Annotated in this window: 11 protein-coding genes and 1 tRNA gene; 6 read left to right on the top strand and 6 right to left on the bottom strand. The window is 70.3% G+C overall.

The genetic code is table 11. From position 1 onward, the window contains the following. Window positions 1-98 precede the first annotated feature (98 nt). The gene (locus tag OHA19_RS24460) at window positions 99-935 is read left to right on the top strand and encodes a helix-turn-helix transcriptional regulator (RefSeq protein ID WP_405713348.1); all 837 of its coding nucleotides are present in this window, start codon (window positions 99-101) and stop codon (window positions 933-935) included. Between the two features lie 419 nt (window positions 936-1,354). Here the strand turns inward: OHA19_RS24460 and OHA19_RS24455 are convergent, their stop codons facing one another. Beyond that, on the bottom strand, window positions 1,355-2,761 hold the full coding sequence (locus OHA19_RS24455) for a cystathionine beta-synthase (protein WP_405713350.1): 1,407 nt from the start codon (window positions 2,759-2,761) through the stop codon (window positions 1,355-1,357). Window positions 2,762-2,916: 155 nt separating this feature from the next. On the opposite strand from OHA19_RS24455, the gene OHA19_RS24450 reads away from it, so the two are divergent. From OHA19_RS24450 to OHA19_RS24440, 3 genes are all read left to right on the top strand, one after another. Continuing rightward, window positions 2,917-3,984 (top strand): SGNH/GDSL hydrolase family protein, encoded by a 1,068-nt coding sequence (locus OHA19_RS24450; protein WP_405753303.1) that lies wholly within the window; start codon window positions 2,917-2,919, stop codon window positions 3,982-3,984. Between the two features lie 122 nt (window positions 3,985-4,106). Beyond that, the gene (locus tag OHA19_RS24445) at window positions 4,107-5,327 is read left to right on the top strand and encodes an acetyl-CoA C-acetyltransferase (RefSeq protein WP_405713352.1); all 1,221 of its coding nucleotides are present in this window, start codon (window positions 4,107-4,109) and stop codon (window positions 5,325-5,327) included. Between the two features lie 509 nt (window positions 5,328-5,836). Next, the gene (locus OHA19_RS24440; RefSeq protein ID WP_405721541.1) at window positions 5,837-6,667 is read left to right on the top strand and encodes a hypothetical protein; all 831 of its coding nucleotides are present in this window, start codon (window positions 5,837-5,839) and stop codon (window positions 6,665-6,667) included. 59 nt (window positions 6,668-6,726) lie between these two features. Here OHA19_RS24440 and OHA19_RS24435 read toward each other — a convergent pair whose 3' ends face one another. From OHA19_RS24435 to OHA19_RS24425, 3 genes are all read right to left on the bottom strand, one after another. Continuing rightward, on the bottom strand, window positions 6,727-7,044 hold the full coding sequence (locus tag OHA19_RS24435) for a hypothetical protein (protein ID WP_405713354.1): 318 nt from the start codon (window positions 7,042-7,044) through the stop codon (window positions 6,727-6,729). A gap of 336 nt (window positions 7,045-7,380) precedes the next feature. Continuing rightward, window positions 7,381-8,268: a Bax inhibitor-1/YccA family protein gene (locus OHA19_RS24430; RefSeq protein ID WP_405713356.1), complete on the bottom strand. Its 888-nt coding sequence runs from the start codon at window positions 8,266-8,268 to the stop codon at window positions 7,381-7,383. A 186-nt stretch (window positions 8,269-8,454) separates the two neighbouring features. Next, window positions 8,455-8,540, bottom strand: a tRNA-Leu gene (locus tag OHA19_RS24425). Window positions 8,541-9,031: 491 nt separating this feature from the next. On the opposite strand from OHA19_RS24425, the gene OHA19_RS24420 reads away from it, so the two are divergent. Both OHA19_RS24420 and OHA19_RS24415 read left to right on the top strand, forming a co-directional pair. Beyond that, window positions 9,032-9,802 carry an ABC transporter ATP-binding protein gene (locus tag OHA19_RS24420; RefSeq protein WP_405713358.1) on the top strand — a complete coding sequence of 257 codons (771 nt, stop codon included), beginning with the start codon at window positions 9,032-9,034 and terminating at the stop codon, window positions 9,800-9,802. A 58-nt stretch (window positions 9,803-9,860) separates the two neighbouring features. Then, window positions 9,861-12,389 carry an ABC transporter permease gene (locus OHA19_RS24415; protein ID WP_405713360.1) on the top strand — a complete coding sequence of 843 codons (2,529 nt, stop codon included), beginning with the start codon at window positions 9,861-9,863 and terminating at the stop codon, window positions 12,387-12,389. 109 nt (window positions 12,390-12,498) lie between these two features. Here the strand turns inward: OHA19_RS24415 and OHA19_RS24410 are convergent, their stop codons facing one another. Continuing rightward, window positions 12,499-13,803, bottom strand: coding sequence for a class I SAM-dependent methyltransferase (locus OHA19_RS24410; protein WP_405713362.1), 1,305 nt, complete (start codon window positions 13,801-13,803; stop codon window positions 12,499-12,501). 277 nt (window positions 13,804-14,080) lie between these two features. After that, the gene (locus OHA19_RS24405; protein ID WP_405713364.1) at window positions 14,081-15,466 is read right to left on the bottom strand and encodes an NAD(P)/FAD-dependent oxidoreductase; all 1,386 of its coding nucleotides are present in this window, start codon (window positions 15,464-15,466) and stop codon (window positions 14,081-14,083) included. Window positions 15,467-15,596 lie beyond the last annotated feature (130 nt).

The following is a 15,596-nucleotide window of genomic DNA, read 5'->3' as shown; positions in this document are numbered from 1 at the left end:
CCACTCTGCGGGGGCGCCGACGGGTTACCCAGGGTGGTGCTTTTCCTGGGTCTGCCAGTACCAGGCTGGGCGCGCACGCTTCTTCTACGATCGACGCCATGGAAGCTGACCTGGGGGATTTCCTCCGCTCACGCCGTGCCCGTATCCAGCCCGAGGACGTGGGGCTCCAGGCGTACGGCCGGCGGCGCGTGCCGGGACTGCGGCGCGAGGAGGTGGCGCAGCTCGCGGGAGTGAGCGTCGACTACTACATCCGGCTGGAGCAGGGGCGCGGCCCGAGTGTCTCGGACGCGGTGCTCGACGCGATAGCCCGGGTGCTGCGGCTGGACGAGACGGAGCACACGTACCTGCGTACGGTGGCGCGCCCCAGGGCGGGCGCCCCGGCCCCGGCCTCCTCCCAGCGGGTACGTCCCGGGCTGCGTCTGGTGCTGGACTCACTGGCCGGCGCCCCGGCGTTCGTCCTGGGACGCCGGATGGACGTGCTGGCCTGGAACGCGCTGGGCGACGCCGTCGTCGGGTTCTCCCGGATGCCCGCCGCCGGGCGCAACATGCCGCGCCAGGTGTTCCTGGAGCCGACGGCGCGGGAGCTGTACCCGGACTGGGCGGCGGTGGCGGCGGAGACCGTCGCTTATCTGCGCCTGGACGCGGGGCTGCACCCCGATGACAGGCAACTGGCCACGCTGGTGGGTGAGTTGTCCCTGAAGAGCGAGGACTTCCGTCGGCTGTGGGCGGACCACCAGGTGAAGTCGAAGACCCGCGGCGTCAAGCGCATCGCCCACCCGGTCGCGGGTGAGCTCGTCCTGCCGTACGAGACGCTCGGCGCGGCCGGCGATCCCGGTCAGTCGCTGGTGGTCTACACCCCGGAGCCCGGCAGCGAGACCGCCGAACGCATCGCCCTGCTGGCGAGCTGGGCGGCCGCACCGGCACCGGCCGGCTGAGACACGTCCACGCATGGACCGACAGACGGACGGGCAGCAGCTCGTGCCGCACGCCCGCACCACCGGGCCGCACGCGCGCGCATGGACGGACGGACGCGCATGGACGGACGGATGTGTCGCGGGGACCGCCGCACCCCCGGTCGCCCGGGGGGCGGGACGACGGCGGTCCCCGCGAGGGACACGGTCCGGGTCAGTTCCGGTCACCGCGTCCTGGCGACGATGGAGGTCCGGGAGCCGCTCCGTAGTCCGTGTCGCCGCATCGGGTGCCGGCGGGTTCCCCTGCCGACACCCGTCAATCTGCCGGACTCGTGTTAAGCCGGTGCTGCGCGAACGTGTCGCGCTCGTACCGTTTTCGCGAAGCCCCGGCCCGCGCGTGCGTACGCCGCACCCGCGGGCCCTTCCCGCTCGCGGCGCGGCCGCTACGCCTTGCCGGCCGTCGCGTCCTTGGCGAGGAACGCCAGCAGGTCCTGCCGGCTGACCACGCCCTTCGGCTTGCCCTCCACCAGCACAATCGCCGCGTCCGCGGTGTTCGTGCCGCCGAGCACCGCCATCAGGTCCTCGACCGGTTCGCCGGAGCCGACCTGCGGCAGCGGCGGCGACATGTGCTTCTCCAGCGGGTCGGAGAGCGAGGCGCGCTGGGCGAACAGCGCGTTCAGCAGCTCCCGCTCCACCACCGAGCCGATGACCTCGGCGGCCATCACGTCCGGGTGGCCGGCGCCCGGCTTCACGATCGGCATCTGCGAGACGCCGTACTCGCGCAGCACGTCGATCGCCTCGCCGACGGTCTCCTCCGGGTGCATGTGGACGAGGGTCGGGATCGGGCCCGCCTTGTGGTCGAGCACATCGGCGACGCGCGCGGACGGGCCGGTGTCCTCCAGGAAGCCGTAGTCGGCCATCCACTCGTCGTTGAAGATCTTGCTCAGGTAACCGCGGCCGCTGTCCGGCAGCAGTACGACGACCACGTCGTCCGGGCCCAGCCGCCCGGCGACCTCCAGGGCGGCGACCACCGCCATGCCGCAGGAGCCGCCGACCAGCAGCCCCTCCTCCTTGGCGAGGCGGCGGGTCATCTGGAAGGAGTCCTTGTCGGACACGGCGACGATCTCGTCCGTGACCGTACGGTCGTAGGCGCTCGGCCAGAAGTCCTCGCCGACGCCCTCGACGAGGTACGGGCGCCCGGAGCCGCCGGAGTAGACCGAGCCCTCCGGGTCCGCGCCGACCACCTTCACCGATCCGCCGCTGATCTCCTTCAGATAGCGGCCGGTGCCGCTGATCGTGCCGCCGGTACCGACGCCCGCGACGAAGTGGGTGATCTTCCCGTCCGTCTGCTCCCACAGCTCGGGACCGGTGGTCTCGTAGTGGGAACGCGGGTTGTTGGGGTTGGAGTACTGGTCCGGCTTCCAGGCTCCCGGTGTCTCGCGGACCAGGCGGTCGGAGACGTTGTAGTAGGAGTCGGGATGCTCGGGGTCAACGGCCGTCGGGCAGACGACGACCTCGGCGCCGTAGGCGCGCAGCACATTGATCTTGTCCAGGGACACCTTGTCCGGGCAGACGAAGATGCACTTGTACCCCTTCTGCTGCGCGACGATCGCCAGGCCGACGCCGGTGTTGCCACTGGTCGGCTCGACGATCGTGCCGCCGGGCTGGAGCTCGCCGCTCTGCTCCGCGGCCTCGATCATGCGCAGGGCGATGCGGTCCTTGACCGAACCGCCGGGGTTGAAGTACTCGACCTTGGCCAGGACCGTCGCCTGGATGCCGGCCGTCACACTGCGCAGCCTCACCAGCGGGGTATTGCCTACGAGACTGATCATCGAATCGTGGAATTGCACCGTGTACTCCGGGGTCTCCGAGATGGTGCGGCAAGGGTATGCGTACGGGCACAGGATTGGGTGAAGCGATTGAGGGACGGTCACTGCGGGGCAGTTAGCTGTATGTACGGCGGTACGGCGACGAGGAGGTGGACCGGACTGTGTCAAGGGCAAGGGTGGCACGGCGGATCGCGGCGGGCGCGGCCTACGGCGGCGGCAGCATCGGATTGCTCGGTGCGGCGGCGGTAGGCGTCCTGCTGGCGGAGGTCCAGCTGGCGAAACGGCAGGTGGGCGGCGGGGTCGCACCGGTTCCGCCGAGCGCGGACGGGCGGTACGGGGTGGCGTTCGCCGGCCCCGCGGACCCGTTGCGGCTGGGGTTGCTGGGTGACTCGACGGCGGCCGGGCAGGGGGTACGCCGGGCCGGGCAGACCCCGGGGGCGCTGCTCGCCTCGGGGCTCGCGGCGGTGTCGGAACGGCCGGTGGATCTGCGCAATGTGGCACAGCCGGGCGCCCAGTCGGACGATCTGGAACGGCAGGTCTCGCTGCTGCTCGCCGACACCTCCCGTGCGCCGGACGTCTGCGTGATCATGATCGGTGCGAACGATGTGACGCACCGGATCCCGGCCACCCAGTCGGTGCGCTGTCTGACCACCGCCGTGCGCAGGCTGCGTACGGCGGGCGCGGAGGTGGTGGTCGGGACCTGCCCGGATCTGGGCACGATCGAGCCGGTCTACCAGCCGCTGCGCTGGCTGGCCCGGCGGGTGAGCCGGCAGCTGGCCGCGGCGCAGACGATCGGCTCGGTGGAGCAGGGCGGGCGCACGGTCTCGCTGGGCGATCTGCTCGGGCCGGAGTTCGAGGCGAATCCGCGGGAGTTGTTCGGGCCGGACAACTACCACCCGTCGGCCGAGGGGTACGCCACGGCGGCGATGGCGGTGCTGCCCACGCTCTGTGCGGCGCTGGGGCTGTGGCCGGAGTCCGAACGGCTGGACGGGGCCCGGCACGCGGACATGCTGCCGGTGGCCAAGGCGGCCTCCCAGGCGGCCAAGGAGGCCGGTACGGAGGTCACCGGGGCGCGGGCGCCATGGGCACTCCTCAAGCAGCGCAGGCGGCGGCGCCTGCCCGCGGCCACGGAGCCCCATCCGCACCCGGAGTCGCACGGGGAGCCGCACGGTCTTCCGGCCGGTTGGCCGACCGGTCCCCGGCCCGCCGAACAGCCCGCCGAGGACCGGCCGCCAGTCGACTGAGCGCTCGCTTAGAAAAGAGGTCGGCGTCACATGCGCTGCCCGGTGACCCAGCGTCTACGTACAGGTAACTTCCAAGTCAGTACCTGCCCGAACCCGCCTTCCAGCCCTCATGGAGCCGCGTGATGCCCGAAGCCGTGATCGTCTCTGCAGCCCGTTCCCCCATCGGCCGGGCCTTCAAGGGTTCGCTGAAGGACCTGCGCGCGGACGACCTGACCGCCACGATCATCCAGACCGCGCTGGCCAAGGTTCCCGAGCTGGACCCGAAGGACATCGACGACCTGATGCTCGGCTGCGGCCTCCCCGGCGGCGAGCAGGGCAACAACCTGGGCCGCATCATCGCCGTACAGATGGGGATGGACCACCTTCCCGGCTGTACCGTCACCCGCTACTGCTCGTCCTCCCTCCAGACCAGCCGGATGGCGCTGCACGCCATCAAGGCCGGTGAGGGCGACGTCTTCATCTCGGCCGGTGTCGAGATGGTGTCCCGCTTCTCGAAGGGCAACTCCGACAGCTGGCCGGACACCCACAACCCGCTGTTCGCCGACGCCGAGGCCCGCACCGCGGCCCGCGCCGAGCGGGGCGGCGACGACTGGCACGACCCGCGCGAGGACGGCGTGGTCCCGGACGCGTACATCGCGATGGGGCAGACCGCGGAGAACCTGGCCCGGCTCAAGGGCGTCACCCGCCAGGACATGGACGAGTTCGGCGTCCGCTCGCAGAACCTCGCCGAGGAAGCCCTCAAGAACGGCTTCTGGGAGCGCGAGATCACCCCGGTCACCACCCCGGACGGCACGGTCGTCTCGAAGGACGACGGCCCGCGCGCGGGCGTCACCTTGGAGGGCGTGCAGGGCCTGAAGCCGGTCTTCCGCCCCGACGGCCTGGTCACCGCGGGCAACTGCTGCCCGCTCAACGACGGCGCCGCCGCACTCGTGATCATGTCCGACACCAAGGCGCGCGAGCTGGGCCTGACCCCGCTGGCCCGGATCGTCTCGACCGGCGTCTCCGGCCTCTCCCCCGAGATCATGGGATACGGGCCGGTGGAGGCCAGCAAGCAGGCACTGAAGCGGGCCGGGCTGACCGTCGACGACATCGACCTGGCCGAGATCAACGAGGCGTTCGCCGCCCAGGTGATCCCCTCCTACCGCGACCTCGGCCTGCCGCTGGAGAAGGTCAACGTCAACGGCGGCGCGATCGCCGTCGGCCACCCCTTCGGCATGACCGGCGCCCGGATCACCGGCACGCTGATCAACAGCCTGCAGTTCCACGACAAGCAGTTCGGCCTGGAGACCATGTGCGTGGGCGGCGGCCAGGGCATGGCGATGGTCATCGAGCGGCTGAGCTGAGGCGCAGCGGAGGGTAGGGGTCGTCCGAGGCACGAGGACGGCACCTGCCCGCAGCGAAGACGAAGCGAACGCGACCGACAAGCACCAGCGGCTGAGCTGAGGCGCAGCGGAGGGTAGGGGTCGTCCGAGGCACGAGGACGGCACCTGCCCGCAGCGAAGACGAAGCGAACGCGACCGACAAGCACCAGCGGCTGAGCTGAGGCGGGCCGGGCATAGCGCCGGGCCGGGCCGGACCTGACATAGCCGTCAGCGGGCCCGGGCCCCATACGGTGGCCGGTTCCGAGCCCCGACCGTGACCGAATCTCCCCCAGGATGTGACCTATCTCCTGGGGGAGAGTCATTTCCGCAGGTCACACCCATCCCAGGGTTAAACAGCAGGCCCAAAGACCTGTCCAATTCGTGACGTAATGCACTGACACAGGGCGCAGGTAGGGGACAAGCTGATGTAGGAAGTCGGGGGATCGATTGAAACCGGGAGTATGTCAGTGAGCGCCATGTCTCTTGCCCTGTTGCTGACCACCGCCGCCGCCACGGCCGTGGGCGCCGCTGCTCTGCACGCTGCTCACGGGCTGCGCAAGCAGGTCACGGCCCTTCGTACGGAGCTGGCCGCGGCCAGCGTCCACAGCGCCGCCGTGCCCGCGCAGAGCCGCAGCACCGTCACCCCGGTCGCCGAGATACGCGCGGCCGTCGCCGAAGCGCTGGCCGAGGAGCGCGAGCGCGAGCTCGCCGAGGCCCGCGCCTTCTGGGCCACCCAGGAAGCCCGTGACGCCGCCGACGCCCCTTCCCTGCTGGGCGGCCTGACCGGGGCGGGCGAGGACGCGCCGTTCTTCATGCCCCGCCAGGCGGACTTCGCGGGCCTGGACGCGATGGACCTCGACGCCGCCGAGGCCCTCGACGAGCTGGTGGAACTGACGGAGCTGGCCGACATGACCGAGCTGCCCGGACCCGCAGAGTTCGCCGAGGACTCCCCCGAGCTGGCCGCCGCCCGTCGCCGGCACCCCTCGCACCCCGACTTCGTACCGGTGCAGACCCCGGTCGTCACCGACCACGAGCGCACCGTGAACCGTCTCGAAGAGCTCGCCGACAGCCGTACGGAGCTCGCCGATGTGCGCCCCGGCCCGCTCGGCACGCTCGACGTCTACGTCTTCGCCGACGGCACCACGCTCTGCATGACCCCCGGGCACCGCGAGACGGCCGAGCGCCTGGCCGGTTCGCTGCTCGCCGGTGAGCACCCGGTGCTGCTGGGCGGTTCCGGCGTCTCCGGCGCGTACGCCCTGACCTTCTCCTGCGGCAAGGAGAACGTCTACATCCTCGCCGACCGCGTCATCGCCTCGTTCTGACACCGCGGCATCCGGGCACAGCGGCTCTCGCCGGCCGCCCGCCCCGGGCTGCCCCGCCGCTACGCGAACGCGCGTGCGGCGGCCTCGTTCACGAATTGCACGGCCTCGTCGAGCTCAGCCGACGGGGCCGTTTCCAGTGCCACCGCCAGATCGCGCCCGGCCACAGCGAGTTGGTCGCCGATCGAGAAGATCCCGGCGTCCGGCATCGGGCGCGGCTCCCGGTCCGGCGTCTCGATCCGCTGGGCGCGCAGCGCCAGCTCCCGCGCCGCGGCAAGTCCTTCGGAGGCGGCTCCGCGCTGCAGACGGCTCTGCGGGGCGGCGCGCAGCCGGTCGGCGAATCGGTCCACGGCGGTGATCAGCGGGGTCGTATCGAGCACTCCGCGACCCTACGCGCCCCGGCAGGGCGGTTGCCAACGGGCCGTCACGCGGGCACGGTGCCGGGCAACGGGCCGTCACGCGGGCACGGTGCCGGGCAACGGGCCGTCACGCGGGCACGGTGCCGGCGAGGGACAGCAACGCGCAGAGGAACAGCAACGCACAGAGGAACAGCAACGCGCAGAGGGACAGCAACGCGCAATGCGTCGCGGGCGCCGACGTCCCGGGTCTTCCGCGAAGAGACTCCTCGCGATCCGCTCTCCCGGAACGCGCGTGGAAACGGGAACGGCCTGCAGGCACAGTGCCTGCAGGCCGTCCCGTCGTGCGGGTGCGGGCGATCAGTCGTCGCCGCTGAGGATGGAGAGCAGACGCAGCATCTCCAGGTAGATCCACACCAGGGTCATGGTGAGGCCGAAGGCCGCCAGCCAGGACTCCTCGCGGGGGGCGCCGTAGGCGATGCCGTCCTCGACCTGCTTGAAGTCCAGGGCCAGGAAGCACGCGCCGAGGATGATCCCGATGACACCGAAGAGGATGCCGAGGCCACCGCTGCGGAAGCCCAGGCCGTCGCCGCCACCGAAGACTGCGAACAGCAGGTTGACCACCATCAGGAGCATGAAGCCCATGGCGGCGGCCATCACGAAGCCGTAGAAGCGGCGGGTGACACGGATCCAGCGCATCTTGTACGCGAGCAGGACACCGGCGAAGACACACATGGTGCCCATCACCGCCTGCATCACGACGCCCGGTCCGATGTACGTGCTGACCGCGCTGGAGATCACTCCGAGGAAGACGCCCTCGAAGGCCGCGTACGAGACGATCAGCGCCGGCACCGGCCTGCGCTTGAAGGACTGGACGAGCGACAGGACGAACGCCACCAGGGCGGCGCCGATCGCGATGCCGTACGACTTGCCGAGGTTCGCCTCGTCGACCGGCAGCAGCGCCCAGGCGAGCGCGGCGCCGAGCACCACGGTGCCCAGCGTGATCGCCGTGCGCGTGACGACGTCGTCGATCGACATCGCACCGGAGCGCGCCGGTGCCTGCGGGGCGCCGTACTGGGTGTCCGGCTGGGCGTAGGGGTTGGTGGCGTACGGGTTGGCGGCGGCGCCCTGCGCGTACGGGTTGGCACCCGCTGCGGGGGCCCCGGCCTGCGGCGCCGCGTTGAAGCCCGCGTATCCGTTGTCGCGGCTGAAGCCCCGTCGCGAGAAGACCGGGTTGCTGCTCCTCATCTCACTCCTCCATGGCCACCCTGCGCGGCCTTCCCACAAGAGTAATGGGTAGGCAAAAGAATCAGACTAGTGCTTGGGGAGGATCTTTGTGGAAACTCGTCCGGAGGCAACCCGCAAACCCGTCGGGAACCGGGCCGGATCCGATGGCGGGCGGAACTGCCGCCGGCTCGGCAGCCGAGTGAGAAGTGGTGCCTGGAACCGGACTCGAACCGGTACGCCCCCGAGGGGCAGCGAGGTTTAAGCTCGCCGTGTCTGCATTCCACCATCCAGGCCTGGTGCGCGGCTCCGCGTTGGCACATGACCCTATCCGGGGACTTCCCCCGAACAGCGGATCAGTGGCGCGATGTTGTCTTATTTTATTGACCGCTTGAGGGGTCGTCAGCACTCTTCGAAGGGCATCGCCACATGCCTGGGCGGGGTACCGGGCACGTCAGCCGGTAATCCGGATTGACGTAAAGTCGCCGCACTCGGACGGCGCATTCACCGGCCGCGCCCCGATGGTCGCCACGTGCGCGTCACCGGGCCGGGCAGAGAGCCTGGTGCGGGTGGCGCGAAGTGCCCGGCCGGACGGTGGTCCCGGGGCCGGGTACTCAGGGTCGGTGTCATACCGCAGGAGGACCCGCGGCCCTCCCGGTGCGACTCAAGGCTGTCCCAGGAACGGGCATGCGGACGGACGACCGGCGGCGCGACGGCGGTGACGATTGAGGGGTCCCGCTCAAACCCCGGACGAGCCGTCGGCCGGAGCCCGAAACAGGAGATTCCCGTGACCACCATTTCCACCGCACCCCGCGTCACCACGGTGGCCGCCCGCGCCACGGATCTGTCGAAGGTCTACGGGGAGGGCGAGACCAGGGTGACAGCGCTGGACCATGTCTCCGTGGACTTCCCCCGGGGCGAGTTCACCGCGATCATGGGCCCGTCCGGCTCCGGCAAGTCCACGCTGATGCACTGCGTGGCCGGTCTCGACAGCTTCAGCGGCGGTTCGGTACGGATCGGCGACACGGAGCTGGGCTCCCTCAAGGACAAGCAGCTCACCCAGCTCCGCCGGGACAAGATCGGCTTCATCTTCCAGGCGTTCAACCTGCTGCCGACGCTGACGGCGTACGAGAACATCACGCTCCCCATGGACATCGCGGGCCGCAAGCCCGACGCCGAGTGGGTGCGCCAGGTCATCGACATGGTGGGCCTCTCCGACCGGCTGTCCCACCGGCCGACCGAGCTCTCCGGCGGTCAGCAGCAGCGCGTCGCCGTCGCCCGCGCCCTGGCCTCCCGGCCGGAGATCATCTTCGGTGACGAGCCGACCGGGAACCTGGACTCCCGCTCCGGCGCCGAGGTCCTCGGTTTCCTGCGCAACTCGGTGCGCGAGCTGGGACAGACCGTGGTCATCGTGACCCACGACCCGGCGGCCGCCTCCTACGCGGACCGGGTCATCTTCCTCGCGGACGGCCGGATCGTCGACCAGATGATCAACCCCACCGCGGACCGGGTCCTCGACCGGATGAAGGCGTTCGACGCCAAGGGCCGCACCAGCTGAGTCCCGCCCCGCCCCGCGCCTCTTCCCGGATCCTCTCCCCTCCACAGGACTGACAGACATGTTCCGTACCGCCCTGCGCAATGTGCTCGCGCACAAGGCCAGGCTGCTGATGACCGTCCTCGCCGTGATGCTCGGCGTGGCCTTCGTCTCCGGCACCCTGGTCTTCACCGACACCCTCGGCAACGCCCTCCGCAACCAGTCGGCCAAGAGCTACGACGACGTGGCCGTCGCCGTCACCACCTATGCCGACCAGCACGAGGAGAAGACGTCCGGCATCACCGCCGCCACCCTGAAGAAGATCCAGGGCCTGGACGGCGTCGGCACCGCCACCGGCCGGGTCTCCGGCTTCGCCGGGGTCGCCGACCCCGACGGCAAGCTGATCGGCAACGGCTGGTCGAACACCGGCGGGAACTACTTCCCCGGCAAGAACGGCAAGGACTCCGCGTACACCTTCGTCGACGGTACGGGCCCGGCCGCGGCCGACCGGATCGCGCTCGACAAGGAGACCGCGGAGCGGGGCGAGTACCACGTCGGTGACCGGGTCCGGGTCGCCACGAACGGGCCGGTGAAGGAGTACGTCCTCTCCGGCGTCTTCACCACCGAGGACGGCGCGGTCAACGCGGGCGGCAGCCTGGTCCTCTTCGACACCGAGGTCGCCCAGAAGCTCTACCTCAGGCCCGGCGTTTTCCGGGACGCCAACGTGTCCGCCGCGCCCGGCGTCTCCGCCGAGAAGCTGCTGGCCGGAGTGAAGCCGCTGCTGCCCAAGGACGCCGAGGCCCAGACCGGCCAGGCGCTCGCGGACGAGCAGGCCAAGCAGATCGAGTCCGGTCTGAGCGGCCTCAACGGGATGCTGCTCGCCTTCGCCGGCATCGCCCTGTTCGTCGGTGTCTTCCTGATCGCCAACACCTTCACCATGCTGGTGGCCCAGCGCACCAAGGAGCTGGCACTGATGCGCGCCGTCGGCGCCTCCCGCCGCCAGGTCAAGCGCTCGGTGCTCATCGAAGCGGCCGTCGTCGGCGTGATCGCCTCGGTCGTCGGCTTCGCCCTCGGTCTCGGCCTCGCCATCGGACTGCGCTCCACGATGGGCCTGTTCGGCGGGAAGATCCCGGCCGGGCCTCTGATCGTCTCGCCCACCGCGGTCCTCGCGGCGTTCGCCGTCGGTGTCCTGATCACCGTGCTGGCCGCCTGGCTGCCCGCCCGCCGGGCCGCCAAGATCCCGCCGGTTGCGGCGATGAGCAGCGTGCACGCCACGGCCACCGTCAAGTCCCTGGTGGTGCGCAACTCGATCGGCGCGGTGCTCACCTTGCTGGGCGGGGCGGCGATCGTGGCAGGCGCGTCCAAGAGCGGATCGTCCGGCCGGACCGTCATCGCCGTGGGTGCCTTCCTCGCCCTGATCGGTGTCATCGTGCTGATCCCGCTGCTGTCGCGGCCGGTGATCGCCCTGGTCCGCCCGCTGCTGAAGCGGCTGTTCGGGGTCTCCGGCAAGCTGGCCGCGCAGAACGCGGTCCGCAACCCGCGTCGTACCGGCGCCACCGCTTCCGCGCTGGCGATCGGTCTCACCCTGGTCACCGGTATCTCGGTCCTCGGCGTCACCCTCGGCCAGGCGGTCGACCGGATGACCACGGACAACATCAAGGCCGACTACATGGTGACGATGGCGAGCGGCGGTTCGCTCGACGAGTCGGCGCTCACCGCCCTGGAGAAGGCCGACGGCGTCTCGGCGGTCTCGCCGCAGCAGGCCATCTCGCTGGAGGTCAAGGGCGAGTACCACTCCGCGTCCGGCGTAACCCCCGGCGATGTGCAGCAGCTCTTCGCGCTGCCGATCGTCTCCGGCTCGATCGACGCGCTGGGCAAGGGCGAGATCGCCGTCGACGAGAAGACGGCGAAGTCGAGCGGCTGGAAGACCGGCGACACCCTGCGGGTGAAGTTCGACGACGGGAAGAACGGCGAACTGAAGGTCGGGGCGGTCTTCAAGGGGAACGAGATGCTCTCCCCGGTCCTGGTCCCGAAGAACATCGCCGATGCGCACGGCAGCCTGGCGAACATCCGCGAGATCTGGCTGAAGATGGACGGCGGCGCGAGCGAGGCCAACGAGCAGGCCCTGGTGAAGGCCCTGGGTGACAACCCGGCGATGAGCATCATGGACCGTCAGGACATCCGTGACATGTTCGGCGGCTCGGTCAACCTCGCGATGAACATCATGTACGGGCTGCTGGCGATGGCCCTGATCATCGCGGTGCTCGGGGTCGTCAACACCCTGGCGATGTCGGTCTTCGAGCGTCAGCAGGAGATCGGCATGCTGCGGGCGATCGGCCTGGACCGGCGCAGGGTGAAGCGCATGATCCGGCTGGAGGCCGTGGTCATCTCGCTCTTCGGCGCGGTGGTCGGTGTCGCGCTCGGCATGTTCCTCGGCTGGGCGATCGGGCAGACCCTGTCGTCGGACATCCCGGACTACGCACTGGTCATCCCGTGGGACCGGATCGCGGTCTTCCTGGTGCTGGCGGGGGCCGTGGGTGTGCTGGCCGCGCTCTGGCCGGCCCGCAGCGCCGCGAAGCTGAACATGCTGACGGCGATCAAGACCGAGTAGGACCGGGCGGGGCCCGGGGTCCCGCCCGACACGGCCGAGGGCCGGTGCGCGCAGCGAAGGAGCTGCGCGCACCGGCCCTCGGCCGTTTCCATGGCGTCCCGTCCCGGTGTCAGCCGGTCGCGGAAGCCGTCCAGTCGCGGGCCCGCAGCGGCATTCCGGCGGCCCCACCCTCCTCGGGGCGCACCGCGAGGATCTGGTTGACGCCGATCTTGTTGTGCTCGAAGGAAAGGGCGGAGGCGGCCATGTAGAGCCGCCAGACCCTGGCCCGTCCCGGCGAGGTCATCCGGACCGCCCGGTCCCAGTGCTCCTCCAGGTTGGCGACCCAGCGGCGCAGGGTCAGCGCGTAGTGCTCGCGGAGCGTCTCGACGTCGCGGGCCTCGAAGCCGGCCTCTTCGAGGGTGGCCACGGTCCGGCCCACCGGGGCCAGTTCGCCGTCGGGGAAGACATAGGCGTCGATGAAGTCGTCCACGTGGTACGCGGACTCGTCCTTCTCGGGGCGGCGGGCGATCTGATGGTTGAGCAGCCGGCCGCCGGGCTTGAGGAGTGCGTGGAGGTCGTCGGCGTACTCGCGGAACCGGACCGAGCCGACGTGTTCCGCCATGCCGATGGACGAGATGGCGTCGTAGGGGCCGTCCCTGACGTCCCGGTAGTCCTGGACCCGGATCTCGATCCGGTCGGTCAGGCCCTCCTGTGCGATGCGCTTCCTGGCGAAGGCGGCCTGCTCCACGGAGAGGGTGACCCCGGTGACCCGGGCGCCGTACTCACGGGCGGCATGGATGGCCATGGAGCCCCAGCCGCAGCCGACGTCGAGGAGGCGGTCGCCCTCCTTCAGCGCGAGCTTGCGGCAGACCAGGTCGAGCTTGTCGCGCTGGGCGTCCTCGAGGCTTCCGCCGTTCTCCCAGTAGGCGCAGGAGTAGACCATGGACGGGCCGAGGACCAGTTCGTAGAAGTCGTTGCCCACGTCGTAGTGGTGGCTGATGGCCTCCTTGTCGCGGCTCCTGGTGTGGAGGGGGCCGCTGCGGCGGCGCAGCTCCTCCGGCGGCGGGGGCGGCGGGGGCAGGGGGCCGGCGAGGCGCAGCAGCCCCTTGGCGAAGGCCCGTACCTTGGGGTCGCGGGCCGGATGGACGCGGTCCTCGGTGCCGGCCCCGCGTTCCCAGATCAGCGAGGCCATCAGGTCCAGGGCCTCGTAGAGATCGCCCTCGATGTCGAGTTCGCCCGCGACCCAGGCGCGGGCCAGGCCCAGTTCGCCCGGCTTCCAGAGCAGCCGGCGCAGCGCGCGGCGGTTCCGGATCACGAGTACGGGGGCACCGGGCGGTCCGGATTCGCTGCCGTCCCAGGCCCGGATACGGACCGGCAGCTTTTCTCCCAGCAACTCATCGGCGAGAGCGGTCAGCCGCAACGCGGCGTCTGCCATGGCGCACACCTCCGTGATGGTGTTCCCAATGTGCCCAAACATGGTCGAACATGCCTGCAACCACGCCGGGCACCCGTGTGCCACGACGAGGTACGTACCCCTCAACAGTCCGCGAGGCGCCCGCCATCCCGCTACAGCGCAATGGATCGGCAAAATAGCTGTACACCGCACACATTCGGGGCCGGATACGCCGAAGGGGCCGCCCGCACCACGGATGGCGGACGGCCCCTTCGGGCGTTGTGCGTGTACTGCGCGGGCGAGTGGGCCCGCGGGCGGACTAGGAGGCCTTGGCCTTCTCGCCCTCGGCCTTGGCGGCGGCCGGTGCCGGGGCCGGCTTGGCGGCCTCGTAGAACTCCTCGCGCGGCGTCTCCATGGCGCCGAGCGAGACGACCTCGCGCTTGAGGAACATCGCAAGGGTCCAGTCGGCGAAGATCCGGATCTTACGGTTCCAGGTCGGCATCGCCATGCCGTGGTAGCCACGGTGCATGTACCAGGCGAGACGTCCCTTGAGCTTGATCTTCATCTTGCCCATGACGATCATCGCGACGCCCTTGTGCAGCCCCAGACCGGCGACGGCACCCTTGTTGGCGTGGCTGTACTCCTTCTGCGGGAAGCCCCGCATGCCGGAGATGACGTTGTCGCCGAGGACCTTGGCCTGCCGCAGCGCGTGCTGGGCGTTGGGCGGGCACCAGGCGTTCGGGTTGCCGGCCTTGCGTCCGATCATGTCCGGCACCTGGGCGTTGTCGCCCGCGGCCCAGATGTAGTCGGTGCCCTGCACCTGGAGCTTCTCGGAGGTGTCCACGTGACCGCGCGGACCGAGCGGCAGGCCGAAGCGGGCCAGCGCCGGGTTCGGCTTCACGCCGGCCGTCCACACGATGGTGTTGGAGTCGACCTCGAGGCCGTTCTTCAGGACGACGTGACCGTCGACGCAGGAGTCCATGGAGGTCGAGAGGAAGACCTCGACACCACGGGACTCCAGGTGCTCCCGGCCCCAGGTGCCCAGCTTCGGGCCGACCTCGGGAAGGATCTTGTCGGCGGCGTCGACGAGGATGAAGCGCATGTCCTCGCGCTTCACGTTCGTGTAGTACTTCGCCGCGTCGCGGGCCATGTCCTCGACCTCGCCGATGGTCTCCGCACCGGCGAAGCCACCGCCCACGAAGACGAACGTCAGCGCCCTGCGGCGGACGTCCTCGTCGGTCGTCGAGTCAGCCTTGTCCAGCTGCTCGAGAACGTGGTTGCGCAGGCCGATGGCCTCCTCGATGCCCTTCATACCGATGCCCTGTTCGGCGAGGCCGGGGATCGGGAAGGTGCGCGAGACCGCGCCCATCGCGATGACCAGGTAGTCGAAGGGCAGCTCGTAGGCCTCGCCGACGAGCGGCGCGACCGTGGCGACCTTGCGGTCCTGGTCGATGGTCGTGACGCGGCCGGTGAGGACCTCGGCCTTGGGCAGGACGCGTCGCAGCGGGACGACGACATGCCGAGGCGAGATGCTGCCGGCAGCAGCTTCGGGGAGGAAGGGCTGGTAGGTCATGTACGACCGGGGGTCGACGACCGTGACGGTCGCCTCTCCGTAGCGCATCTTCTTGAGGATGCGCCGAGCTGCGTACAGGCCTACGTACCCACCGCCTACTACGAGGATCCTGGGACGCTCCGTGGTGCTCATGCCATCGAGTATCCACCCCTCTCGGAGGGCATGCTCGTGAGCCCCTTCACAAGCTTGTGGCCACCTTCTGCTACACTTCGCCGCCCACGTGACCGAGGTCATGACGCCGCAGGGGAACCACGGCGTTACG

The sequence above is a fragment of the Streptomyces sp. NBC_00012 genome, assembly GCF_045040875.1.
Lineage (GTDB): Bacteria > Actinomycetota > Actinomycetes > Streptomycetales > Streptomycetaceae > Streptomyces.
This window is presented reverse-complemented; position numbering and strand designations above follow the sequence as displayed.

What these genes read in the sequence shown, in the direction of transcription:
- OHA19_RS24460 (WP_405713348.1), top strand. Translation starts at nt 99, where the DNA reads ATGGAAGCTGACCTGGGGGATTTCCTCCGCTCACGCCGTGCCCGTATC.
- OHA19_RS24445 (WP_405713352.1), top strand. Translation starts at nt 4,107, where the DNA reads ATGCCCGAAGCCGTGATCGTCTCTGCAGCCCGTTCCCCCATCGGCCGG.
- OHA19_RS24430 (WP_405713356.1), bottom strand. Translation starts at nt 8,268, where the DNA reads ATGAGGAGCAGCAACCCGGTCTTCTCGCGACGGGGCTTCAGCCGCGAC.
- OHA19_RS24415 (WP_405713360.1), top strand. Translation starts at nt 9,861, where the DNA reads ATGTTCCGTACCGCCCTGCGCAATGTGCTCGCGCACAAGGCCAGGCTG.
- OHA19_RS24410 (WP_405713362.1), bottom strand. Translation starts at nt 13,803, where the DNA reads ATGGCAGACGCCGCGTTGCGGCTGACCGCTCTCGCCGATGAGTTGCTG.
- OHA19_RS24405 (WP_405713364.1), bottom strand. Translation starts at nt 15,466, where the DNA reads ATGAGCACCACGGAGCGTCCCAGGATCCTCGTAGTAGGCGGTGGGTAC.